21 protein-coding genes are annotated in these 22,761 nt (G+C 44.0%); 15 read left to right on the top strand and 6 right to left on the bottom strand.

Annotation, left to right across the window (positions count from 1 at the left end):
* Positions 1 to 295 precede the first annotated feature (295 nt).
* The 13 genes from ACFQWC_RS12440 (at position 296) to ACFQWC_RS12380 (ending at position 14,280) form a co-directional block, all read left to right on the top strand.
* A complete protein-coding gene (locus ACFQWC_RS12440) occupies positions 296 to 949 on the top strand; it encodes a BMQ_0737 family morphogenetic spore coat protein (RefSeq protein WP_377107590.1) in 654 nt (217 codons plus the stop codon).
* Between the two features lie 65 nt (positions 950 to 1,014).
* On the top strand, positions 1,015 to 1,593 hold the full coding sequence (locus tag ACFQWC_RS12435) for a hypothetical protein (RefSeq protein ID WP_377107588.1): 579 nt from the start codon (positions 1,015 to 1,017) through the stop codon (positions 1,591 to 1,593).
* Positions 1,590 to 1,895, top strand: coding sequence for a hypothetical protein (locus tag ACFQWC_RS12430; RefSeq protein ID WP_377107586.1), 306 nt, complete (start codon positions 1,590 to 1,592; stop codon positions 1,893 to 1,895). The genes ACFQWC_RS12435 and ACFQWC_RS12430 overlap by 4 nt, the downstream gene beginning before the upstream one ends.
* A gap of 450 nt (positions 1,896 to 2,345) precedes the next feature.
* Entirely contained in the window at positions 2,346 to 2,597 is a 252-nt protein-coding gene (locus tag ACFQWC_RS12425; protein ID WP_377107584.1) for a P-loop NTPase family protein, read from the top strand.
* Positions 2,598 to 2,684: 87 nt separating this feature from the next.
* Complete coding sequence (locus tag ACFQWC_RS12420) at positions 2,685 to 3,098, top strand: P-loop NTPase family protein (RefSeq protein ID WP_377107582.1); 414 nt, start codon at positions 2,685 to 2,687, stop codon at positions 3,096 to 3,098.
* 120 nt (positions 3,099 to 3,218) lie between these two features.
* Complete coding sequence (locus ACFQWC_RS12415) at positions 3,219 to 5,081, top strand: sensor histidine kinase (RefSeq protein ID WP_299745752.1); 1,863 nt, start codon at positions 3,219 to 3,221, stop codon at positions 5,079 to 5,081.
* Entirely contained in the window at positions 5,056 to 6,660 is a 1,605-nt protein-coding gene (locus tag ACFQWC_RS12410) for a response regulator transcription factor (RefSeq protein ID WP_377107579.1), read from the top strand. Before ACFQWC_RS12415 ends, ACFQWC_RS12410 begins: the two co-directional genes overlap by 26 nt.
* Complete coding sequence (locus ACFQWC_RS12405; protein WP_377107577.1) at positions 6,657 to 7,994, top strand: ABC transporter substrate-binding protein; 1,338 nt, start codon at positions 6,657 to 6,659, stop codon at positions 7,992 to 7,994. Before ACFQWC_RS12410 ends, ACFQWC_RS12405 begins: the two co-directional genes overlap by 4 nt.
* A 222-nt stretch (positions 7,995 to 8,216) precedes the next feature.
* The gene (locus tag ACFQWC_RS12400; protein ID WP_377107575.1) at positions 8,217 to 9,182 is read left to right on the top strand and encodes an ABC transporter permease; all 966 of its coding nucleotides are present in this window, start codon (positions 8,217 to 8,219) and stop codon (positions 9,180 to 9,182) included.
* A gap of 15 nt (positions 9,183 to 9,197) precedes the next feature.
* The gene (locus tag ACFQWC_RS12395) at positions 9,198 to 10,076 is read left to right on the top strand and encodes a carbohydrate ABC transporter permease (RefSeq protein ID WP_299745760.1); all 879 of its coding nucleotides are present in this window, start codon (positions 9,198 to 9,200) and stop codon (positions 10,074 to 10,076) included.
* Positions 10,077 to 10,104: 28 nt separating this feature from the next.
* Positions 10,105 to 11,718, top strand: a complete 1,614-nt coding sequence (locus tag ACFQWC_RS12390; protein ID WP_377107573.1) for an ABC transporter substrate-binding protein — start codon at positions 10,105 to 10,107, stop codon at positions 11,716 to 11,718.
* Positions 11,719 to 11,783: 65 nt separating this feature from the next.
* The gene (locus ACFQWC_RS12385; RefSeq protein WP_377107571.1) at positions 11,784 to 13,289 is read left to right on the top strand and encodes a glycoside hydrolase family 32 protein; all 1,506 of its coding nucleotides are present in this window, start codon (positions 11,784 to 11,786) and stop codon (positions 13,287 to 13,289) included.
* Positions 13,290 to 13,311: 22 nt separating this feature from the next.
* Positions 13,312 to 14,280, top strand: coding sequence for a carbohydrate kinase family protein (locus ACFQWC_RS12380; protein ID WP_377107569.1), 969 nt, complete (start codon positions 13,312 to 13,314; stop codon positions 14,278 to 14,280).
* 39 nt (positions 14,281 to 14,319) lie between these two features.
* Here ACFQWC_RS12380 and ACFQWC_RS12375 read toward each other — a convergent pair whose 3' ends face one another.
* The gene (locus tag ACFQWC_RS12375; RefSeq protein WP_299745771.1) at positions 14,320 to 15,096 is read right to left on the bottom strand and encodes a putative hydro-lyase; all 777 of its coding nucleotides are present in this window, start codon (positions 15,094 to 15,096) and stop codon (positions 14,320 to 14,322) included.
* Positions 15,097 to 15,571: 475 nt separating this feature from the next.
* On the opposite strand from ACFQWC_RS12375, the gene ACFQWC_RS12370 reads away from it, so the two are divergent.
* Positions 15,572 to 16,507, top strand: coding sequence for a cupin domain-containing protein (locus ACFQWC_RS12370; RefSeq protein ID WP_377107566.1), 936 nt, complete (start codon positions 15,572 to 15,574; stop codon positions 16,505 to 16,507).
* A 98-nt stretch (positions 16,508 to 16,605) separates the two neighbouring features.
* On the opposite strand, the gene ACFQWC_RS12365 is transcribed toward ACFQWC_RS12370, so the two are convergent.
* The 4 genes from ACFQWC_RS12365 to ACFQWC_RS12350 all read right to left on the bottom strand — a co-directional run bounded on the left by ACFQWC_RS12365 (position 16,606) and on the right by ACFQWC_RS12350 (position 21,303).
* A complete protein-coding gene (locus ACFQWC_RS12365; RefSeq protein ID WP_377107564.1) occupies positions 16,606 to 18,438 on the bottom strand; it encodes a M6 family metalloprotease domain-containing protein in 1,833 nt (610 codons plus the stop codon).
* Positions 18,439 to 18,843: 405 nt separating this feature from the next.
* Positions 18,844 to 19,269 (bottom strand): VOC family protein, encoded by a 426-nt coding sequence (locus tag ACFQWC_RS12360; RefSeq protein WP_377107562.1) that lies wholly within the window; start codon positions 19,267 to 19,269, stop codon positions 18,844 to 18,846.
* Between the two features lie 115 nt (positions 19,270 to 19,384).
* Positions 19,385 to 20,167 carry a YibE/F family protein gene (locus ACFQWC_RS12355; protein ID WP_377107560.1) on the bottom strand — a complete coding sequence of 261 codons (783 nt, stop codon included), beginning with the start codon at positions 20,165 to 20,167 and terminating at the stop codon, positions 19,385 to 19,387.
* A complete protein-coding gene (locus tag ACFQWC_RS12350; RefSeq protein WP_377107558.1) occupies positions 20,164 to 21,303 on the bottom strand; it encodes a YibE/F family protein in 1,140 nt (379 codons plus the stop codon). The genes ACFQWC_RS12355 and ACFQWC_RS12350 overlap by 4 nt, the downstream gene beginning before the upstream one ends.
* Before the next feature lie 393 nt (positions 21,304 to 21,696).
* On the opposite strand from ACFQWC_RS12350, the gene ACFQWC_RS12345 reads away from it, so the two are divergent.
* Positions 21,697 to 22,023: a four-helix bundle copper-binding protein gene (locus ACFQWC_RS12345; RefSeq protein ID WP_299745788.1), complete on the top strand. Its 327-nt coding sequence runs from the start codon at positions 21,697 to 21,699 to the stop codon at positions 22,021 to 22,023.
* A 51-nt stretch (positions 22,024 to 22,074) separates the two neighbouring features.
* On the opposite strand, the gene ACFQWC_RS12340 is transcribed toward ACFQWC_RS12345, so the two are convergent.
* The gene (locus ACFQWC_RS12340; protein ID WP_377107556.1) at positions 22,075 to 22,758 is read right to left on the bottom strand and encodes a response regulator transcription factor; all 684 of its coding nucleotides are present in this window, start codon (positions 22,756 to 22,758) and stop codon (positions 22,075 to 22,077) included.
* Positions 22,759 to 22,761: the final 3 nt, after the last annotated feature.

Raw genomic sequence — 22,761 nt, 5'->3', positions numbered from 1 at the left:
TCTCCTTAAATAGATTTTTACATTTGAAGATACCTTGATTTAAATATCTTGTATATAAAGGCTTAAACGATGACTGTTATGTGCTTCCTGTATAAAATGCGGAAAATGAATATCTATATCTTTATTATTTATACCTTTCCATCCTTTGATATATAACACATTTTATTTCATAAACTGTAAAGGGTGACAAAAGTACAACTTTACGTTATTGAGTAATGAACCTATGCCGTAAAATGCTCATCAGCATATGATGTAAATGTAAACAAAAAATAAATTATTGGAGGTGTTTGCATTTATGCAAGCAAAAAATTTAACCGGAGGCCAAGAGCTTCTATGTATCAGGACTGAAAAGGTTTATGATTGGATCATCAATGAAGCAAATTTTGAAATTACTTCACTAGGTGTTGTAATTCCCTTTCCAGGACTAGGTGATCTTACACCAGAAGACATTCTTTCAGTTACTTGTAACGTCATTGACGTGGATATCACTGAAGTCGGTGAACGTGAGGACCGTCAATTCATCATTGATGGAGCAACAATCACTTTGCAAGAAGTGACGCTTCAAAAAATCATTACGTACACGATCACAGTAACGTTATTGGATGGAGTAAGCGTAACGCTTCCAGTACCTTTAACAGCAACCCGTTTTGAGCAAGTAGTACTGTGTGCACCAGAGGGTACTGAAATCGTAGCAGAAACAAGCGATACGGATTGCTTTGTTACAGCATTTGTAGCTGCAGCCGGGACTGATGCACTGACATTAACAACTGTTTCATTATCAATCCGTGTGTGTCAAAGCATTCTAGTAGTCTTCCCAGTTGTTTTAGAGCTAGTCGCTGACTTCTGTCAACCAAGAGACATTCTGCCTACTGTCTGCCCTACTCCACTATTACCTGAACAATGTCCTGTTCTTTTCCCGCCTATGGGAGATGGAGGTAATAACGGTTAATTGTAAGGCATAGGAATAGAGAGAGGAGATTCATCTTCTCTCTTTATTTTTTAAGGGGTGAAATCATGATGGGAAAAAAAAATATTGAAGAACTAACACACTTGATCAATCAATTAAATAATGAAAATGAGTTATATATTAGTAAGATCAAAGATTTGATTCAGCATAATAAAATGGATGCTAGCCATTCGTTGATCAGTTATTTTACATACACATTTAATATCTCTTATCATTTGGAAAAAGAACATATGATCATAGGGACCTATCATATAACGAATCAAGGAACAGAACCTATTACAAACCCACATATATGCATTAAATTTTCTCAGGAACATCCTTTTCAATTTTCAGGGAAAATATTGAGCCGGACAGCTAAAATGCCTATGAAAGTTCCTGATGCATGGGACCGAATGAACAACCCGGAGGATAAAGAAGAATATTGGCTGAAACCTTCTGAGGATATCATCATTCAACCAGGAGAAAAATTATCTTTTTCAAACTTTCAACTGAAATGGAAATCCCACCTTACTTTTACTGCAACAGTCAACGGATATGCCTATTCCGATGAAATAAATGAAGGGGTTGCTTCATTAAACCAAATTAGTATGATCACTTCTGGAAAGAAGGAGGATGAGTTAGAATGAAAAATCATGAAGAAGAACATCCCTATAAACATCTTATCCAGCATTATTTAGAAGAACAAATGAAAAAACTAAATGAAAGTGACGATAACAATAGTTTTGTATTTCTAGAAAATAAGACTTTGAATCTGATAATTTTATATTTGGTCATGAACTCTATGTCTGGAATTCCTATACGTGAAGAATTCGATTCAAAGAATTTTTCGATTCCAAATGAAATATATGTGAAACTTCAGGATTCAATAAATAAAAATAAACAAAGTTTTGAAGAAGTAATTTCCTTATTATCGGATGAAGGTTTGTAATTTTAAGTGGATTATATGTTTTCTTCCCTTGATTAGTTACTAATAATAACTAAACAGTAAATAGATTAAAAATTAGAGCTGTCAGAAATTACGAAGGAGTCCCAACAGTTCTCAAGTTCTTGATGATGATCACCTCTCATTCCAATTTTTTATAGAAGTATTGGGTTTTTAGCATCTGTGGTGCCTCATACTTCATGGCGGTGCGAGACGGTCCGGAAGTAAAGGAAATGGTACGAAAAAAGTCAGCAAAGCATCAAAAAAAGCGAACGACCCATTTAATGGATCCGTCGCTTTTTTATGTCTCGCCATCGTTAAATCCCCACTAAATTTCTAAACTAGTGGTTGAGAAGGAAAAATAGGTCGAGATAGAGAATGCCTTAAGAGCGGAATAGATTGAAAACGTAGAGCCGAAAAGGCAAGAAAGAGAGAAACCTAAGGGAAGTGTATGACATGAATACGAAGCTGATCATTGTTGAATGTATACCTGGATCTGGCAAGACTACAACAGCTACCTATATCAAACATCATTTGGAGGAGTACGGATTAAATGTAAAGCTTTATCAGGAGGGAAATACCGGGCACCCTGCAGATTACGAATTTACTGCTTGTTTAAATCAAACTCAATTAAGGGAGATCTTGACTAAATATCCGAAAGAGCAAGATCTAATCAGGAAGTATACAAAAGAAAAAGTGGACTCCTAATATTTTATTCAATATCACGAATTGGGGAAAGAGGATGGCGGTAACTCTCTTATCGCGGATGATTTAGCCTCTTATGATGTGTATGAATTGGATTTGGAATCGTATGAAAAAGTTTCTTTCAACTATTGGGAGGAATTTATCAATGATACGAACTTTGACAATGCCGTATATATATTTGAATGCTGTTTTCTACAAAATCCATTTACTAAATTCATTGCAAAACATAACGCCGGCGTACCCAGACTGGAACATCATTTATCCAAGATCGGCTCTTTGATTAATCCAGAACAGGCTTTCGGAATCAAGCTCGAAAGTAGTCCAAACGGGCTCGATTACTGTGCGAAGTCCATTTCTATTAACATGTTCATCCTTGTATCAGGTCTCGCAGCCCCTTTGATCATCCCATCTCCGGCTAAAATGGACAATCTAAGGCCATTATCAGCCAAAATTGAACGAAATCTATTAAAAGTGTCCCGTTGCATAGGATTCTGTTGTGGCTGATCTATGAGGGAACAACGGTCTCCTTACACTTGCACCATGACACCTCCCACCAAGCATCCCAAATTTATTTTCCATCTTTTTAGACCTCCTATACTATGGTAAATTAAGAAGAATAGTAGTTTGAGTTTTCAAAAAAATACACTGATAGAAACGGAAGCAGAATATAATCATTCTGCCTCGATTAATGGAGGCGCTATGTTTTTCTCACTTCGCAACCGATTATTTATGATCTTTACGTTGCTTCTGACGTTTCCTTTTCTGGTTCTATCCATCTTGATCCCCAACTGGTTTACGTCCATCATGGAGGACCGGACGAAGGATTCGACGATCGAGATGATGGAGCAATATTCATTATATATTGATTCGATCACCTCCCAGGCAGAAGATTTAGGGAAGCAGGTATTGGTGAACCCGACGACTCAGGAATGGATTAAGTCCGAGGAAAAGGATGGAGAGGCTACGAGTGCCGAACGGCTTTTGATGAAGAACCAGTTGAAGGCCGAGTTATCCTCGATGATGATTAATAATTCCAAGGCGATGTCCGTGTCTGTTTATCTGAACGACGGGACGGGCACTGCGGGAAATCTTCCTCCTCTTGAGAAGACGATTTGGTTCAACGATTTTTATGAAGAAGACCAGCGCTGGCTGCGTTCCCATAATGATTTGATGGCTGACCAAGTAAACAGTTATCTTCTTCCTCTATTTGATATCAACACCCTCGATTTATCCGGTGTGATTAAAGTCAACTTTCCATCCTCCCTTCTTGAGAAAGCGTTAAGTAAGATCAAGCTGGGGGAAAACGGGAGGGTTTACCTGCTGGATGGCCGCGGCAGAAATGTGCTGACGGGCAGCATCGATACACCAAAGAGCGTGGTAAAAGAAAGTTTGCAGTCCATGAAAACGGGGATCGGAAGCTCTGGCTTGATTGAAATCCCTTATGAGAAGGAAGAGTATATGATCTTCTATCAAAAGGTAAAGGTAGGGGACTGGGTGCTCGTCAGTGAAATTACCAAGTCTGAATTGTTCGCGAAGATCGATGAGCTTCAGAGGAACCTTCTTTTGACGAGTGGCTGGATTTTCTTATTGACGATTATGGCGTCTTATCTTCTTTCTTCTACGATTGTCAAGCCGTTAGGGAAATTGACGGGTGCCATGAAGCTGGTGGAAACAGGGGACTTTAAAAGAGCGAAGGATTTCATCCCTTCGATCAAGACGGCAAATGACGAGATTGGGTATGTGGTGGATGTGTTCGGACAGACAACGAACCGGTTGAACACTCTGATTGAAACTGAATATGAAGCGAACATCCGCAGGCGGGATGCGGAGTACAAGGCACTGCTCCTGCAAATCAATCCCCATTTCCTCAATAATACCCTGGAAATCATCGGAGGGCTGGCAGCGCAAGGGAAAAACAAAGAGGTGATTGACGTCACGATCCATTTAGGGAGAATCATGAGATATTCCCTCAATACGGAAACAGACATGGTGACACTTGGGGAGGAAATGACCTATATACGGAGGTTTACAGAAATTCTCAAGCTGCGTTATGAAGAGGCTCTGACGGTTTCCATCCAGGAGGATCCTGATGCTGCCTCACTACCAATCATTAAGTTTGTCATACAGCCACTCGTGGAGAATGCGGTGAAATATAGTTTCATAGAGAAGACGGCAGCCTCTATCCACATATCCACGAAGAAAGTGGATGACTGGGTGGAGATTGTGATTGAAGACAACGGAATCGGAATCCCTGAGGCAATCGTGGAAGAATTGAAGCATATTCTTGAACGCCATGAATCGAGGAATGTATTGGAGAGCAAAGGACGGAGCATCGGGCTGAGAAATGTCCTTGGCCGCTTGAAGTTGTATTACGGAGAAAATTTTACCTATCACATTGCATCTGAAGAGAAGCAAGGCACTACCATTGCCTTGTACATAAAGAGTGGAAGGGGGGATATTCATGCTGAAGGTGATCCTGGTCGATGATGAAATCCAGATTCGGAAAGGACTCAAGTGGAAGGTCAATTGGGAAGAGGAAGGATACGATATTGTCGGTGAGGCTTCGAATGGAAAGAAAGCGCTGCAGGTCGTAGAAGAAGAAAAGCCAGATCTCGTCCTGACCGATGTCAGAATGCCCGTCATGGATGGGATTCAACTGGTGAAGACGTTATCGGCCGAGTATCCGGATATCAAGGTCATTGTGTTGTCTGGCTATGCTGATTTCGAGTATGTCCGATCGTCGTTGGTCGAAGGCGTTAAAGATTATCTCCTAAAGCCTGTCGATCCAGAGGAATTATCCACTGCCCTCAGAAAGAGCAAGCATGAAATCGAAGCCGAGAAGAAAAAAAGGATCGAAACGGACAGAATGACCCAATTGATTCACCATCATGCAGAGGAAATGAGGGAGCAGTACCTGCTTCATCTGGTGAAGGATGAATGGGCGGAATTGAACATCACCGGGGAAAGACTGCGGCAGTTGAAGCTGGATGAACTCGCAGGAGAGGATGCGGTCGTGCAGTTTATCACCGTCGAAATTCGAAGCTTAGAAGGTGAGCAGGTAAGGGAGCTGTTTCTCCCTTTCAGAATGCTGTGCAGGGAATTATCCTATGAGCATGAGGGGGTTTTGTCCTTTTATGATACGAGCTATCCGAATATGATCCATTTCCTCTGTCATCATCATTCAGGTGAGAATCAAGCTCGGCTTTTTGTTAGTGAGCTTCAACGCAGTGTCAGCACGTATCTGAAACTTGAAACGGTCATCGGGTTAGGCAAAGAGGTGAGAGGCTTATCTCAGTTGAAGAACGGGTATATTTCATCGCTTCTTTCCTGGAGTCAAAGTTCAGCAGGCGCCAAGTCTCAGCTCATCGATGGGACAACGAATAAGCAGACCATCGAGTTTACGGAGGAAGCGGAATGGAAGCTTTCAAACAGTATGGAGCAGGGTGATTTCGGCACTTTCAAGAAACTCCTCCTCGCGAGTCTTGCAGAATGTGACCAGCAATCGATGATGTCGTATTCCTTTGTTGCGAACCGGGTGCTGTTCATGCTTGGATCCATGGCAAGGAAATACGATCTGTATTCCGATGACATGAAGAAAATGATATGGAACTGTCAATTGAGTATATGGGAACTGACCTCCAGGGACCGGGTGAAAGAAAATCTACTGGAGGCAGCAAGGTCGATTACGGAAAAAGTGAGTGAAACCCGCCGTTCCTCAAATGGCACCGCCATCGTGGAGAATGTGAGACAGTATATGGATCGGCACTACGCCAATGAAATTTCCTTAACCTCCCTTGCGGATCAATTCCATATCAATTCAGCCTATTTATCGGAGATGTTTAAAGAACAGGTGGGACAGAATTTCAGTGATTATCTCGTAAATCTTCGAATGGACAAAGCCCGGTCCCTATTAATGGATGAACAGTTAAAGATCATTGAGATTGCTCATCTTGTGGGTTACTCCAATTCAGGCTATTTCAGCACCGTTTTCAAGAAGAGATTCGGGCAGAAGCCCTTGGACTATCGAAAATCCATGATAGCGGATAGGGCGGGGGAGGCGCGATGAAATACAAATTAACTGCCATCTATCTTACAGCTTCGATTCTCATTGGTACGGCCGGGGTATACATCGTCTTCTATTTCACCTCCTTCCAAGATGGTGGAGGAGAACAAGTAGGAGAAAAAGCGGGTGACGAGTCTAAGATCCACCTGACATTCTGGAGAAACAGGGGGACGGACCTCGAAAATCAGGCATATGACGAGCTGGTGAATGAGTTCAATAAGGAGCATCCGGAAATTGAAGTAGAGATGGTCCCCATAGCATATGGTGATTATGAGTTGAAGCTTAGAACCGAAATCGCAGCGGGTGACCCTCCTGATATCATGACGATCGATACGCCGACCCTCGCCCTTTATGCCAGTGCAGGTTCTCTTCTATCTTTGGACAGCTATATGAGAAATGGTGGACACATAGAGGATCTGGCCTCTCCGACTTTAAAGGGAATCACGTATGAGGATGAAATCTACTTATCACCGATTGTAGAATCAAGTGTGGCACTTTTTTATAATATTCATTTATTCGAAAAAGCCGGGGTGCCGCTCCCATCCAAAAACCCGAATGATCCGATGACGTGGGAAGAGGTACTTGAAGCAGCAAAGAAAATATCTGCGTTATCCCCGGATGTCACGGGAATCGATCCGGCCCAGGGATTTCCTGATGGAGAGTCCCCGTCCTACTTCAAGATGCCGCTCCTCTGGCAATTCGGTGGTGACGTACTGGGTCCGGATAATCAGACGGCGAGGGGGTATTTGAACTCTCCGGAATCACTTGAAGCACTTCAGTTTTATCAGGATCTGTATCAAGTCCATAAAGTCGCCAAAGTGGAGATGCCTCCTGAGGCACTGGAAACCGAAAAGCTTGGGATGACGGTGCTCGGTTCATGGATGGTGGAGAGCCTCTCGATGATGAATCCTGACTTCCGATTGGGGGAGGACTTCGGCATTACAGCCCTTCCTAAGGGAACGTATCAGGCAGTTCCGAATGGAGGTTGGTCCCTCGGCATATCGTCTGAAACCGACTATCCTGATGAAGCGTGGGAGTTTATCCGTTACGTCACCAGCTTTGAAGGAGCAAAGAAGTATGTGGAAATCACCGGGGATGTTCCGGCCCGTTATTCTGTTGCAGAAGCCTTTCCCGAGTTCAATGAATATCCTAAGAATATTTTCGTACAGCAAGCACAGAAGTATTCAAAGAACAGACCGGTTACCCCCGCCTATCCTGTCGTCAGCGATGCAGTCAAAACCTTATTCGAAGACGTGGGGATCGGAGGGAAGGATGTAAGAACGTCTGCAGAAGAAGCCGTTCGAAAGATTAATGAAGAATTGAATGATATGGAATAGAAACCTCTGGCAGATGCCAGGGGTTTTTTATATGAAAAACTTCCAAAAAAATTAAACCTTTTTACCCGAAAATAGTAAACGTTTTCATTCTGGGATTCTAGTAAAGTGAAAGCAACAGACAGATTGGTAGTAACAAAAAATGCAGGAGGTGACATCATTCAATGCTTTTAATGAAACCGCTGTCAGACGTTTGATTGATTTTTTTCAAAGGAGGTCAAAGGATTGCAACCACTTGCCAAGGCTGAAGCCCAGCCTATTTCAAAACCAAGGACCAATAGCAAATTGAAAACCAAGCTTCATTATATGAAGAAAAACTATATTCTTTACTTATTTCTTGCACCCGCTATCATTCTTACGATCATTTTCAAGTACGTTCCCATGTACGGGGCATCGATTGCTTTTAAGGATTTCAGCCCGATCAGGGGTATCGCGGGCAGTGAATGGGTGGGATGGAAGCATTTTTCGACCTTTTTATCGTCTCCTAATTTCATGGATATCCTGGTCAATACGCTGAAACTCAGCTCCTTTGAACTTCTGATAGGGTTTCCGATCCCCGTGATCCTGGCACTCATGCTGAATCAACTCAGAAAAGCAGGAGTGAAGAAGAACATTCAGTTGATCCTGTATGCCCCTCACTTTATTTCCGTCGTCGTCATTTCGGGGATGATCTTCCTCTTCCTATCGCCGACGGGACCGATAAATGCCATGCTGTCCGTCTTTACGGATAAACCGATTTCGTTTATGTCGGACCCTGATTCATTCAGGAGCATCTATATCTGGTCAGGTGTATGGCAGGGTGCAGGGTGGGCTTCGATCATCTATGTGGCGGCACTCGCCAATGTGGATCCGCAGCTTCATGATGCAGCCACTGTAGACGGGGCTTCCCTGCTGCAACGCATTTGGCATATTGATCTTCCGACGTTGAAGCCTGTCATGGCTGTCCTGTTCATCCTGGCTGCTGGTGGGATCATGGCAATTGGGTTCGAGAAAGCTTACCTCTTGCAGACGTCTATGAATCTGCCAAGCTCGGAAATCATTTCGACCTATGTATACAAGCGGGGGCTGCAGGCGGGAGACTATTCATTTGCTACCGCAGTAGGATTATTCAATGCCGTCATCAATGTCATCTTACTAGTGTTTGTTAATCGGGTTGTAAAGAAATTAAACGAAGGCGAAGGTCTCTTATAGAAAGGGGGAAACGAGATGAACCAATACACCAGGTCCGATAAATTCATTCTTTTCATTAATAAAATCCTGCTTGGGGGAATCGTGATCGTCGTTCTGTTTCCTTTAATGTACGTGCTACTGGCGTCGGTCCTTGAACCGAATGTGCTTGTGAAAAAAGGATTGTTCATCAGCGGTTCGGATTGGACATTTGAAGGATATAAACGGATTTTCGAAGACGGGACCATCGTCAAAGGATTCATCAATTCCATTCTGTATTCCTTTGGGTTCACCCTCATCACCGTGAGCGTCTGTATCTTTGCAGGCTATTCCCTCTCGGCTGATGGGCTCGTCGGCCGCAAGTTCATCATGGTGTTCTTTCTCATCACGATGTTCTTCAACGGAGGGCTGATCCCGACTTATATGGTGGTGAAGGACTTAGGGATGTTGAACACGATCTGGGCCATCATTGTCCCGAATGCCATCAACGTCTGGTTCATCATCCTGGCAAGAACGTATTTTAAATCAATTCCGAATGAACTGAAGGAAGCGGCAAGGATCGACGGGGCATCGGAGTTCAGAATCTTCCTGAACATCGTATTTCCATTGTCTAAACCGATCATCTTTGTCATCGCCCTCTATGCTTTCATTGGACAATGGAATTCCTATTTCGATGCGATGATCTACCTTGAAGACAGGGATCTGTACCCGCTTCAGCTCGTCCTGCGTTCCATCCTTATTCAGAATGAAGTACAGCCGGGAATGATCGCTGACCAGCAGGCGGCAGCGGAACTCCAAAGGATTTCTGAGATGATCAAGTATTCATCCATCGTATTGGCCAGTTTGCCGCTGATCATTATGTATCCATTCTTCCAGAAATACTTTGAAAAAGGTGTTATGGTGGGATCTTTAAAATAATCTATATTTTATCAATGGGGGTTTAATAATGGGGAAAAAGACGAAGACAATGTCGGTACTACTGATGTCAGGGATGCTGCTGGCAGCCGGATGCAGCAACAACAGTGAAAGTGCTTCTTCAGAGAATTATGAACTGGAAAATGTGAAATTTCCTTTAGAGGAACAGGTGACATTGAAAATGATGACGTCCAGTTCACCGCTCGCTCCGGATGATCCGAATGAAAAGCTGATTTTCAAAAGGCTGGAGGAAGAAACCGGAGTGAAGGTCGACTGGACCAATTATACAGCAGGAGAAACCTTCAATGAAAAACGGAACTTGGCGATAGCAAGCGGCGAGCTTCCCGACGCGATCATGAATGCGGGGTACAGTGATTATGAGCTGTTGAAGCTTGCGAAGGATGGTGCGATTGTACCGGTTGAGGACTTAATTGATGAGCATATGCCTAACCTGAAAAAGGTACTGGACGATGCGCCCGAATATCGATCGATGATGACGGCGCCGGACGGACATATCTATTCCTTCCCTTGGATTGAAGAGCTTGGTTCAGGGAAAGAAAGCATCCACTCCGTCGATGACTTCCCTTGGATCAACGTCGAGTGGCTGAATAAACTGGGCCTTGAGATGCCGAAAACAACCGATGAGTTAAAAGAAGTCCTGAAAGCATTCAAGACGCAGGATCCAAACGGGAATGGAGAGGCAGATGAAATCCCTCTGTCATTCATCATCAATCATGGCGGTGAAGATGTGTCCTTCTTATTCGGATCGTTTGGATTAGGGGAAAACTGGGATCACACCGTCGTCACGAATGACGGAGAAGTAAAGCTGACGGCAGCGGATGAAGGGTATAAGGATGCCATCAATTATTTGAATGAGTTATATAAAGAAGACTTAATCGACGTAGAAGCCTTTGAACAGGACTGGAACACGTACCTGTCGAAAGGAAAAGAAGGTCGCTACGGAATGTACTTCACATGGGATAAGGCCAACATCACGGGGATGAATGATCAGTATGACCTCATGCCCGCCCTTGAAGGACCGGATGGAACGAAGAATGTGACAAGAACCAACGGCATGGGATTCGACCGTAACAGAATGGTGATTACAAGTGCGAACCAGAACCTTGAATTGACGGCGAAATGGATTGATCAGTTCTATAATCCGCTTCAATCGGTTCAAAATAACTGGGGAACCTACGGAGATGACAAACAGCAAAACATCTTTGAACTGGATTCTGCAACCAATTCATTGAAACATCTCCCATTGGAAGGTACTGCGCCTGTCGAGTTAAGGGAAAAAACGTCTGTTGGAGGGCCACTGGCCATTCTGGACGAATACTATGGAGCTGTTACGACGAAACCGGATGATGCGGCCTGGAGACTGGGGCTGATGAAGGATGTCATGGTACCGGATATGAAGGCAGAAAATATCTATCCTCGAGTATTCTTCTCCCTTGATGAATTAGATAAGCTTTCAAAGATCGAGACCGATTTACTTTCGTATGTGAAGCGGAAAAAGGCCGAATGGATCACGAATGGGAAGGCCGATGAAGAATGGGCAGATTACCTGAAAGAGTTGGATCGTCTCGGATTGCAAGAGTGGCTGAAAATCAAGCAGGATGGGTATGACCGAAATCAATCTTAATCAAATTGCTGGCTGCACCTTGCATGAGCAAGCGTGCAGCCTTTCGAAGGTAAAGGAGGATCCTTATGACAAATCCGTTTAGAGAAAAAACAAACCTATATTCAGAGGCACACCGGCCACAATTTCACTTTTCACCAAAGGAAAAGTGGCTGAATGATCCCAATGGGATGGTCTTTTTTGAAGGTGAATATCATCTGTTCTTTCAATATCATCCACACGGAACCACGTGGGGACCGATGCACTGGGGACATGCAGTCAGTAAAGATTTAATTCACTGGGAAGAACTGCCGATTGCTCTTTATCCTGACGGGCACGGTGCCATTTTCTCCGGAAGTGCCGTGGTGGACTGGAAGAATACGTCGGGGTTCTTCGAAGGGGAGAGTGGGGGACTTGTCGCCATTTATACAAGTGCTGATACGTATCCGGATTCCGAACGCCCGAGGCAGAGGCAAAGTCTTGCCTGTAGTCGTGACAACGGCCGGACGTGGGAGAAATACGGGGGGAATCCGGTCTTGTCTGATGAAGACATCACCGATTACCGGGATCCCAAAGTATTTTGGCATGACGACTCTGAACGTTGGGTGATGGTGCTCGCGACCGGTCAAACCATTACCCTGTATACATCCGCCAATTTGATCGACTGGGAGTTCGCAAGTGAATTTGGTCAGGACGAAGGGGCACATTTCGGAGTATGGGAATGCCCGGACCTGTTTCCCCTCATGGTGGACGGAAATCCAGATCATAAGAAATGGGTGATGCTGGTAAGTATAGGCGACAATCCCGATTACAAGGAAGGGTCAAGGACCCAGTACTTTGTAGGAGACTTTGATGGAAAGACGTTTACCAACTGCCATGATGGGGACACCATTCTCTGGCTTGATTATGGACGAGACAACTATGCAGGAGTGAGTTGGTCCGATATTCAAGAAAAGGACGGCAGGCGCATCTACCTTGGATGGATGAACAATTGGAGATACGCAAACCAGGTTCCTACTGAAACGTGGAGAGGTGCCATGACGCTTCCAAGAGAGCTGACCCTGGTTACGACTTTAAGTGGAGTCCGTCTTTTGCAAAAACCTGTCACAGAGTTTAAGCAAATTAGAAAAGAAACAAAGGTCAGCGAGCAAATAAAGCTTTCGGAAGAGGAATGCCATTCGATTGAAGTGGATCATGCATTAATGGAATTGAATCTGGTTGTAAAGCTGGATGATGCAAAGGAGATCAACCTTGATCTCCATCATTCAGCAGAAGAGAAAACGAGTATTCGGTATGAAAGGTTCACCAATACGTTATCTGTCGATCGGACGCAGTCAGGAATAGACGGCTTTTCGGATTCGTTCTCCGGCATCTCGGAGGGGCATGTGGAATTAATGGAGGATAAGCTCATTCTTCAGCTATTCCTGGATTCATCCTCTATAGAGGTATTCGCACAGGAAGGCCGTTCCGCTTTCACCAATCTTATCTTTCCGAAGGGAACGGATACGACCCTTTCATTGACGGCTATTGGAGGAAAGGCGAATGTTGAACAACTATCCCTTACTGAACTCTCTTCTATCTGGAGTAAGGAATAGGAGATTAAAGGAGCTTGGAAAAATGAATGAACCCACTATTCTGTGTATCGGAGAATTACTCATCGATTTCTTTTGTACAGACATTGATACAGACCTGACTAAAGGACAACACTTTTCTAAACAAGCAGGAGGAGCTCCCGCCAATGTGTGTGCGACCATTACCACACTTGGTGGCAAGGCCCGATTCCTAAGCAAAGTAGGAAATGACCCATTTGGCCATTTCCTGAAACAAACCATGATGGATCTTACCATGGATGATTCTTCGATTATCGTAGATGGAAATCATCCAACGACGATTGCTTTCGTCTCATTAAAAAAAGATGGAGAAAGAGATTTCGTGTTTAATAGAGGGGCAGACGCCCATCTGACAGAGGAAGAGCTGAATGAAAGCCGCTGGCGGGACTCATCCATCATTCACTTCGGCTCAGCCACCGCTTTACTGGATGATCCCTTTAAATCCGCTTACTTATCCTTTATCCAGAAAGTCAGAGAAGAAGGGAAATTCGTCTCCTTTGACCCGAACTTTCGAGCAGACTTATGGAAAGATAACGTGCGTGCCTTTATTAAGCTGGCAGAGGCATGCGTAAGAAATGCTGACTTCGTCAAAGTAAGTGAAGAGGAATGTAAACTCATTTCCGGATACTCCAATCTTTCAGACGGAGTCAAATGCCTCCATAGAGTGGGGGCTCATGCGGTAGCCGTCACCTTAGGGAAAGATGGGACCCTGATTTCAAATGGAAAACAATCAGCCGTCGTACCAAGCGTTCCCGTTCATTCCATCGACTCAACAGGGGCGGGGGATGCCTTTGTTGGGGCAACCCTACATCAATTCAATCAACACCAAAATCCCCTCGACCTTTTGGACGATATTGAACAACTAAAGAAAGTCATCAGCAATAGCAATGGCGTAGGGGCAGAAGTCTGTACAAAAATGGGAGCCATTAGCGCCATCATGGGACTGGGGGACAGGCACCGTGTCCCATCAGGATAAGCAAAGGGACGGACCTCTATCCAGAGGTCCGTCCCTACCTTATTTCTCTTCATTCAAATAGTCTTCATTCTTCCAGTCCGATACAAACATACATCCCGGAGCGTGGGTAATCATGTAGGGGATCTTTGCGTGGAGGGCTACTGCTTGAGGCGTCACACCGCAAGCCCAGAACATAGGGGTTTCCCCATCCTTGATCCCGACAAAGTCACCATAGTCTGGCTGTGTTATATCCCCAATGCCTATTTCACCAGGGTCGCCGATATGGACAGGAGCCCCATGCATCTTAGGAAATAACGAGGTAATGTCCGTTGCTTTCTGTACGAGGTGATCGGGAATCGGTCTCATTGAAACCACCGTCGGACCTTGGAATACACCCGCTTTTTCCGTCTGGATGTTTGTCGTATACATGGCGACGTTCTTATTCTCCTCGATATGACGCAAAGGAATCTCACCCTTGATCAGCTGACTTTCAAATGTAAAGCTGCAACCGATGAGAAAGGTGACGAAATCATCTCTCCAGACATCATCGACTTTCGTTTTCTTTTCAACCAACCGGCCATCCTCATACACATGATACATGGGTATATCCGTTCGAATATCTGAACCCTTCGCGTATCTGGATTCGAATTGACCCGCTTCCAGCACTTCGACGATGGGGCAGGCTTTAGAATTTCGGGTGGTGAACAGTAAAAAATCAAAAGCATATTCTTTAGGGAGAACGACGAGATTGGTTTGGACATAATCCTGGCAAAAACCGGATGTATGGGTTTGGTGCTTTCCGTTCCTGATGTTGGTTCTTAGCTCAGATGGCAGCATGGAATCAAACTTCCTTTCTCTTACTTAATGTGTTACGAATAGTAAGAATATTATAACATAGTGATGGGGCAGGCTTTGGCCACGAAAAATGCTAACGAGAAGTAAGGCCGTGATGAACCCTTTTCTGTAGCTTACGATTGAACGGCTACTTGTTTTCTCTTCTCCTATTCATTAAGTACATAATAAAAAATCCAATAAATACTCCAAAACTATATAAAAGAATAAAGGACAGCTCCTGTTTTCCTATGAAATACAATCCCAGGAAGACGACAATTCCAACAAGGAAAGAAAAATACCAATGATTCATGATTGTCACCTCATTTTAAATTTTTTAAAATACTAATTTTTCCAAACTAGGTTATAGTACTATACCCGATCGATGGATTACTAACCTGGAATGTAGGCATGGGTAGAAGCACATCTCTTACTGCACCGCATATGATAACGTGGTAAAAACCTGAAAGGAATGAACAGTATGTACAATGTTCCGATGTCTTATCCAAATCATACCTATGCGAATCCAACGTTTCATAATAACGACTCCATGCTGAGAAACGGACAGGAGAATCACCAGCAGCTAGTGGATGTCCTCCTTAATGGAATCCAAGGAAAAGCTTCATCTGCGGAGTTTTATGGCCGGTTAGCGAGTGTTGCACCGAACCAGGATCACCAGCACAACCTCCTTCAAATGATGGAAGACGAACAGCGACACTGGTGGCAGTTGACCAATCTGTATACCTCCATTACTGGAAGTCAGCCTGTTTACCAGGTCGAGAGTATTCCATTTTGTTCCTACCGGGAGGGACTGCAGAGAGGATACCAAACAGCATTAGAGGACTATGAACAGTTTCGGATCGGCTGCCTGCAGGCGCAGCATTCACCTGCGTATGAAGTTCTCCTGAATACGTGTAAAGATGAATGGGAGCATGCGAAGCGATTGAGTCATCTCGGAGCAGATGCGGACCAGCGATTCACATTGAAGGATTATGGTCCTGCGCCGTTTGTGGTGAACATCGACGAGGCCACCGTCCAGAATGATACGTTCCGAACGGCCTTATGGACGGGAAAACATCTTCAGCTCACCTTGATGAGCATCAATCCGGGCGAAGATATTGGTCTCGAAATCCATCCTCATCTTGATCAGTTCCTGCGCCTTGAACAAGGGCAGGGGATCGTTCGAATGGGAGATCGGCAGGATAATTTATATTTTGAGAGAGAAGTAGAAGAGGACTTTGCCATCGTCATTCCTGCAGGTACGTGGCATAATCTGATCAATACGGGTGATACCCCGATTAAGCTGTATTCGATTTATGCGCCACCGCAGCATCCATTCGGGACGGTTCATGTGACGAAGGCGGATGCGGAGGCTGCTGAGGAAGCGGCACATGGGCGTTATTACTCAGGGTATTGATGGACATAAGGGACGGTTCTACTTTCAAAAAGAACGATACTTTGTCTTAAAAAAACCTGAGCCCTTGATTTTGGGCTCAGGTTTCAAAACTTTCGTTATTATCTCTTCTTTTCATTCGTGCTGTAGTAGAATTTAGCAGTAATGGACCCATCTTCATTCTCTACGATATCTGTTACATGAATGCCTGAATCAGCTGGCGTTGAGCCATTGCCCTTCCAGAAATAATACGACCCCGTGTGAACATTTCCGGAAACTGGTGTCAGTTTATCCCCGGTTTTGAAGAAGTCACCGGAATCTCCACGATTCACGTTTTTCTCGAGATCATAGTTTCCATCCGATTGAAGAACAGATAGACCATAATGAGTGACAACTGTTCCGTCACTTGCTGTTTGAGTTTGATTATACTGGAATCGCTTATTCATCCAGTTCTCCACATTGTTTGGACGGAAGCCCGCTGTTTGATAAAGATTGATGATGTTCTCATCCACATGCCATGCTACCAAACCGTGTGAGTCTTCACCTTGACGGACTAGACCTTTGTTGAATCCGTCTTGCTGAACGTTTTCGAACAAGAAATACTCAGTACCGTTTGATCCCGGTACTTCCATTTTAACGATTCCATTATCGGCAGAAGCTTTGTTGATTGGTGGTAAGGTGATTTTCTGAATACCATCTTCAGGTGCTACATTTTTCGGTTCTGCCCATCCTAAGAAAATCTTGGAGAACGGATCAAAGTGTGTCGGTGAGTTTCCAGAGTAGGCTGGAGCGTTTGGAAAACGCATCCACGAGCCGCCTGCCATCATGGAGTAGTTTCCAACACCTTCGGATGTATAAAGAGTGTCATAGAAATCCGGTAAGCCAAGGGCATGTCCGAATTCATGGGCGTATACCCCGGTTTGGGCAGGATAAGGTCCTTGTTTCAATTCATCTTTATAACCGTCCGTGGCCATATCATATCCTGCAACATTTCCGCCGATTCCTGGCTGGATGTTATAGTTATTAACCACAACTCCATCGTACGTCATATCTTCTACAACCGTTTTATTTATCCATTCTCCTTGACTCATACCTGCATAGACATCTGCAGTTTTACCCGTTTCATAGTACTTCCCATAATAAAGGGCACTTAATAGAGACCATTTATGAGACCAGAACTGTGCCGGGTCACGGCTGAATTCAGCCCCTGTTCCTTCATGGACAACGAAGATATTTGGAACTTCTCCATTTTCGGCATACTTTGAGAAATCAATCTGATCGTCTGCAGCCTTTAGAAGATCCCGGATGAATTCACCTGTGTGGGCGTCGCCATTAGCATTTCCATTTACGTATTCATCGTTTTCAGCATATGTACCTTCCTGGTCCAAATAGTAGGAAGCACCTTTTGGCAGCTCAACCCATGCAAAATCAGTATTTTCTTTACGTACCAGGTTAACTTTCCCATAACTGGATTCTTTGTAAGCATTTTGCATGGTACGGTCTTTCGGTACGTCTTGGCTATCATATTGCTTAAATACATCGAGTTCATATGGATTATATTCATCTCCAAAAATTAAATCCTCATAGTATTTCGCTGGAACTTGACCCTTCATGTCACCGATTGGCTCATCACCATCTTTGTACTTGGCTAATAAAACAAGTACTGGCACATCACCAGTAGCCTCTTTATAAGCGACATGATGATCCCCAGCTTGTTGGAACTTTGCACCATGACCAGCGATTTTTTCAGCGGGATCCGCTTTTGATACATCAATCCCTAACTCTTTCGCCTTTGCGGCCAGTTCAGGAGACGCACCCACATAATGGGCAAGACTTAAATCATATTTGCTGGATTCCTTTGCAGGGCTATCACCTGCTTGGAAGCCTGCCACAGCAACACCCCCGGCTATAACAAGAGATAAACCAGCTTTAGATAGAACTTTTAACAAGAGCACCACTCCTTTATATTTGATACAAATTAAATATATCAGAATAGTCTGTCAACAAATAGTTGAATTATCCTACAAGTTTCTACAACTATTGCATGTAAAGTTGAGAACAATAAATATTCTACAAAGAAAGACACAAGTATTAACACATGCTTCCATTTCTGTCTGCTTTTATTGATGGTTTTTGTCTAATATTGTAAAAAAATTTTGAGGGAAAAAGGATGAAATAGGGGAGACGTGTAGGATTCCCGAAAATTAAGAGTCATTTTAAGAGGGACATGGGGACAGGTTCGTTGTCCCAGGCAGTAGGTTCTGTGAAACAGACAATTGGGACACGGAACCTGTCCCCTTGTCCCGAGGTGACAAAAAAACGCATTGAACTCATGATGAGTCCAATGCGTTTTTGTTTGGCTAGATATTTTCCCCATCGGGATAATCACAGTACTCAATGATCGTGCCTTCCGTATCAGCAGGGTTCAAGTAGATCAATCTCCTGCCATGCTTGTTGATGCGAAGACTATCCTCCAATGTGCGGATCCCCAGATGCTTCAGTTCTTCGAGAGTGACATCGAGGTCATCCACACGATAGGCGATGTGATGGACGCCCTTGCCTTTTTGCTTGATGAACCGTGCGATGGGTGATGTATCATTATTTGTCGGCGCAAGTAATTCGGTTCTCGCACCGTCCACCTCCAGGATGGCAATTTCGCTTTCGACACCCTTGGCTTCGCTTCGATAGTGGTCGATCAGCTTGGCTCCTAGAACATTCTCGTAAAAGTGGATGGTATCTTCTATGTTTCTTACAGCTACTCCAATATGGTCGATCGTCTTTTTCATGCTCATTCTCCTAAAGTCTGAATCAGTGTAGGTGCTATCTTACCATATCTTTTTGGTGGCGTGAAAGAATCGGTTCGACTCTGCTTTTTAGTAAGTTTCGATCCTGAAAAAATTTTCACCGTTTAATCCTGTCATTCGACTCGTTTCTCCGCTTCACCAAAAAGTAAGCAGTGATCCAGGAAGTGACCGGAATCGCGAGGGCGACACCGATCCCCGCTGAACCGATGAAGATCATTTCGGAACTGAATACTTTGGAATTCACGATTTCCCCGATCGAGTAGGATAGGTCCTTGAACCAGATCAGCAGTCCCATATAGCCTCCGAAGAAAGCAAAGAATAGCGTATTCGTGCTGGTTCCAAGGATATCCCTGCCAATGCTAAGCCCCGAGGAGAACAGATTTTTTCTGCTGATGGTGGGGTTGTGATAGGCGATTTCACGCATGGGCGAGGAAATCGAGATGGATAAATCAATGATGGCACCGATCGTACTCATGATGATCATGGATGCCCCGATTTTCACAAAGTCCACTCCGACAAATAAGGAAAACGCCCCGATTTCCTCGGTTTCCTCTTCACTGAATCCCTGGATCATCGCCTGATCGGTCAACATCAGGATGAAGAAGAGCAGTAAGCCGGTGGTGATGATCGTCGAAAGAAAGGCTGTCCCCGTCTTGATGTTGATCTCGCTGATGAAAAACAGGGATATGCAGCTGATCAGGGTGCAGGCGATCAGCGTGAGGATGATTGGATTCATATTTGGATCATTCATCAAAATGATGGTGAAAAGAAGCACGCCGAAGTTCAGGAATAGAGCTACAAAGGAGCGTGCACCTTTTTTTCCACCAATCGTGATCATTAAGATGAAAAGGATGGCTGCGAGATACAGTTGTACAGTCATGCTCTAGCCTTCTTTCTGTTAACAAAAAAGATGGATGTATAGATGGCGATCGGGATTGCTAGTACAATGCCGATTCCCCCGGTCAGTGCCCTCGCCATTTCCAGTGAAAGATTCATGGAAAGGGTGAAACCGAGTGGAGAAGCATTTTTGAAAAAAAGAATGAGCATGGGAATCGCCCCGCTGATATAGACGAAGAACAAAATATTCGTCATCGTTCCCATGATGTCCTGGCCGATATCGAATCCCGACTTCCTCAACGCTTTGATGGAGATGTCGGGATTCTTCTCGTACAGTCCGAAGATGGACGACGATAGGGTGATGGCGACATCCATCACCGCTCCCAAGCACCCCACGAGTATCCCTGCCATGAACACCATTTCATATGGACGGGTAAGGAATTGCATCTCCTCGTAACGGAGACCGTTTCCGGAGGTGAATCCGACCACAACATAAGCAATCAAGAGTGTCATGAACGTTCCAATCAAGGTCGCAACAACTGCTGCATACGTTTTTTCATTAAAGCCATTGACGAATAAAAGGGATATACCGGTAAATAAAATCACCCCGATGCTGCATACTGCCAACAGGCTTATATCCTCTGAGTTCAGGTAAATATCGAGGGCATAGGACAGGATGACGGCATTGACTCCAAGGGTGATCAGGGAGAACAGCCCCTGCTTCTTCCCGACCACTAATAAGAGCAGGATAAAAACCCAACCGATGATCATCATGTATGTATCCCGCTTGACGTCTTCTATGTTCCCGGCCAGCTCCGTCGTTCCTGCTGAAGATGAATCGATACTTACGAATAATTCGTTCCCGGGGTGATATTCCTGATCAGTGGCCCCTGAGGAAGAATATTCATTGGTTAAAGTGATCATCTCTCCCTTTTGAACCCCGTTCTTCAATTCAGCTATGACCTGCTGGGAGTAGAGCTTATCCTTATTTCCATTCATATCCTCCATTTCCGTCGTTTCCACAATCTTCGTACTGATCACTTCGGCAATCGGTCGATCATACCATTCATGATTGTGGTAGACGAAATAGAGGGAAGCGGCCACGCATAGTGTGAGGGTGATGTATATAAAAAGATGTTTGGAACTCAAGTTTTTGCGTTCAGTGATTTGTGCAAACAACCATCCATACCTCCATGATTTAAATCAAAACTAGTATATGTATGGGATGAACTAAACAAGCTCATCCACCTGGTCTTCCATTGGTTACTTGCATTAATGGAACGAGCATTTATTCATTATTCCATAAAAAAGACGGTTAATCAAAAGAAGGGACGGACCTTGTGCGTTCATAAGAAAGCATGAGGTCCGTCCCTGTTTATTAAGTATGTTCCTTACCTAACACAAGGTGCGTTCTTCCAAGATGCCCCTGTTTACCCCCTATTTTTGCAGAAGTTATGCAAATAAAAATAAACCTCTTTGTTTATAAAAAAATGTACCTTATCCGTTTATTGCAAAATGAACGGGATATAGTAAACGTGTAGGAAATACTTAATCTTAAAGGAGGAATTCAAATTGTCACACGAACAATACCAATCGGCCATCAACGCACTCCATGAATGTATGGTGGCGTGTAATCATTGTTACGATTCTTGTCTAAAGGAAGAAGATCTCAACATGATGAAAGAATGTATCCGGTACGATAGGGAATGTGCGGATATGTGTGCATACTTAGAACAATCCTTAGTAAGAGGGACTCCATTTGCGTCTGAGCTTGCCAGAGTGTGTGCTGCGATTTGTGAAGCATGTGGGGAAGAATGCAAGAAGCATGATCATGATCATTGTCAGGCATGTGCCGATGCTTGCTTCAAATGTGCAGAAGAATGTAAGAAAATCGCCTAAAGGAAATGAACATAAGAAAAGATCAAAGGACAGGGAGCCTTTGATCTTTTTTTATGTTTTCCACTGGTAGCCGATGCCCCATATTGTTTTCAAATGATGTTCAATGGGGAAGCCTGCTTTTGTCAGCTTTTCCCTTAAATTCCTGATATGGGAATCAACGGTTCGGATATCGGTCGTGGAATGGATATCCCATACCATGAGAAGGAGCTGTTCCCGGGTGTATACCCGTTCAGTGTTCTTCATCAAGGAGTGCAGGATTTTATATTCTTTTAACGTCAGAGGGCTGATTTCATTTTCATATTTTAACGTGTAGGAGTCTTCATCCAACGTAAAAGCCCCTCTGGTCAAGTGATGATCCTCTACTTGGTCATACTGTTTGATCCTTCTGAATTGAGCGTTCACACGTGCGACCAGTTCCCCTTCGTCAAAGGGTTTTGTGATATAGTCATCAGCCCCGGCGTTTAAGCCTTTAATGACGTCATCCTTATCACCCCTGGCCGTTAACATGATGATGGGGACGTTTGAAAACTCCCTGATTTTTTCACAGGTTTGAAAGCCACTGAGCTCAGGCATCATGATATCCAATATGACCAGGTCTACGGAATGTTTTTTAACAGACTGAATTGCGTCATAGCCGTTATTTTTCTTTTTGCATACATACCCGTGAGGCTTCAGATAAAGCTCCAGCAGGTTCAGCATCCTTCTTTCATCATCGATTAATAAAATGGTATTCACCAG

The sequence above is a fragment of the Rossellomorea sp. GCM10028870 genome (assembly GCF_042666755.1).
Classification (GTDB): domain Bacteria; phylum Bacillota; class Bacilli; order Bacillales; family Bacillaceae_B; genus Rossellomorea.
Note: the sequence above shows the minus strand (reverse complement) of the source record. Positions and strands in the feature narration are given on the sequence as shown.

Bases quoted from the DNA above. Each gene is read 5' to 3' on its own strand.
- ACFQWC_RS12430 (WP_377107586.1), top strand. From the start codon at position 1,590: ATGAAAAATCATGAAGAAGAACATCCCTATAAACATCTTATCCAGCAT.
- ACFQWC_RS12355 (WP_377107560.1), bottom strand. From the start codon at position 20,167: ATGACTGTACAACTGTATCTCGCAGCCATCCTTTTCATCTTAATGATC.
- ACFQWC_RS12405 (WP_377107577.1), top strand. From the start codon at position 6,657: ATGAAATACAAATTAACTGCCATCTATCTTACAGCTTCGATTCTCATT.
- ACFQWC_RS12410 (WP_377107579.1), top strand. From the start codon at position 5,056: ATGCTGAAGGTGATCCTGGTCGATGATGAAATCCAGATTCGGAAAGGA.
- ACFQWC_RS12390 (WP_377107573.1), top strand. From the start codon at position 10,105: ATGGGGAAAAAGACGAAGACAATGTCGGTACTACTGATGTCAGGGATG.
- ACFQWC_RS12360 (WP_377107562.1), bottom strand. From the start codon at position 19,269: ATGAAAAAGACGATCGACCATATTGGAGTAGCTGTAAGAAACATAGAA.
- ACFQWC_RS12440 (WP_377107590.1), top strand. From the start codon at position 296: ATGCAAGCAAAAAATTTAACCGGAGGCCAAGAGCTTCTATGTATCAGG.
- ACFQWC_RS12375 (WP_299745771.1), bottom strand. From the start codon at position 15,096: ATGCTGCCATCTGAGCTAAGAACCAACATCAGGAACGGAAAGCACCAA.
- ACFQWC_RS12385 (WP_377107571.1), top strand. From the start codon at position 11,784: ATGACAAATCCGTTTAGAGAAAAAACAAACCTATATTCAGAGGCACAC.
- ACFQWC_RS12425 (WP_377107584.1), top strand. From the start codon at position 2,346: ATGAATACGAAGCTGATCATTGTTGAATGTATACCTGGATCTGGCAAG.
- ACFQWC_RS12395 (WP_299745760.1), top strand. From the start codon at position 9,198: ATGAACCAATACACCAGGTCCGATAAATTCATTCTTTTCATTAATAAA.
- ACFQWC_RS12380 (WP_377107569.1), top strand. From the start codon at position 13,312: ATGAATGAACCCACTATTCTGTGTATCGGAGAATTACTCATCGATTTC.
- ACFQWC_RS12370 (WP_377107566.1), top strand. From the start codon at position 15,572: ATGTACAATGTTCCGATGTCTTATCCAAATCATACCTATGCGAATCCA.
- ACFQWC_RS12435 (WP_377107588.1), top strand. From the start codon at position 1,015: ATGATGGGAAAAAAAAATATTGAAGAACTAACACACTTGATCAATCAA.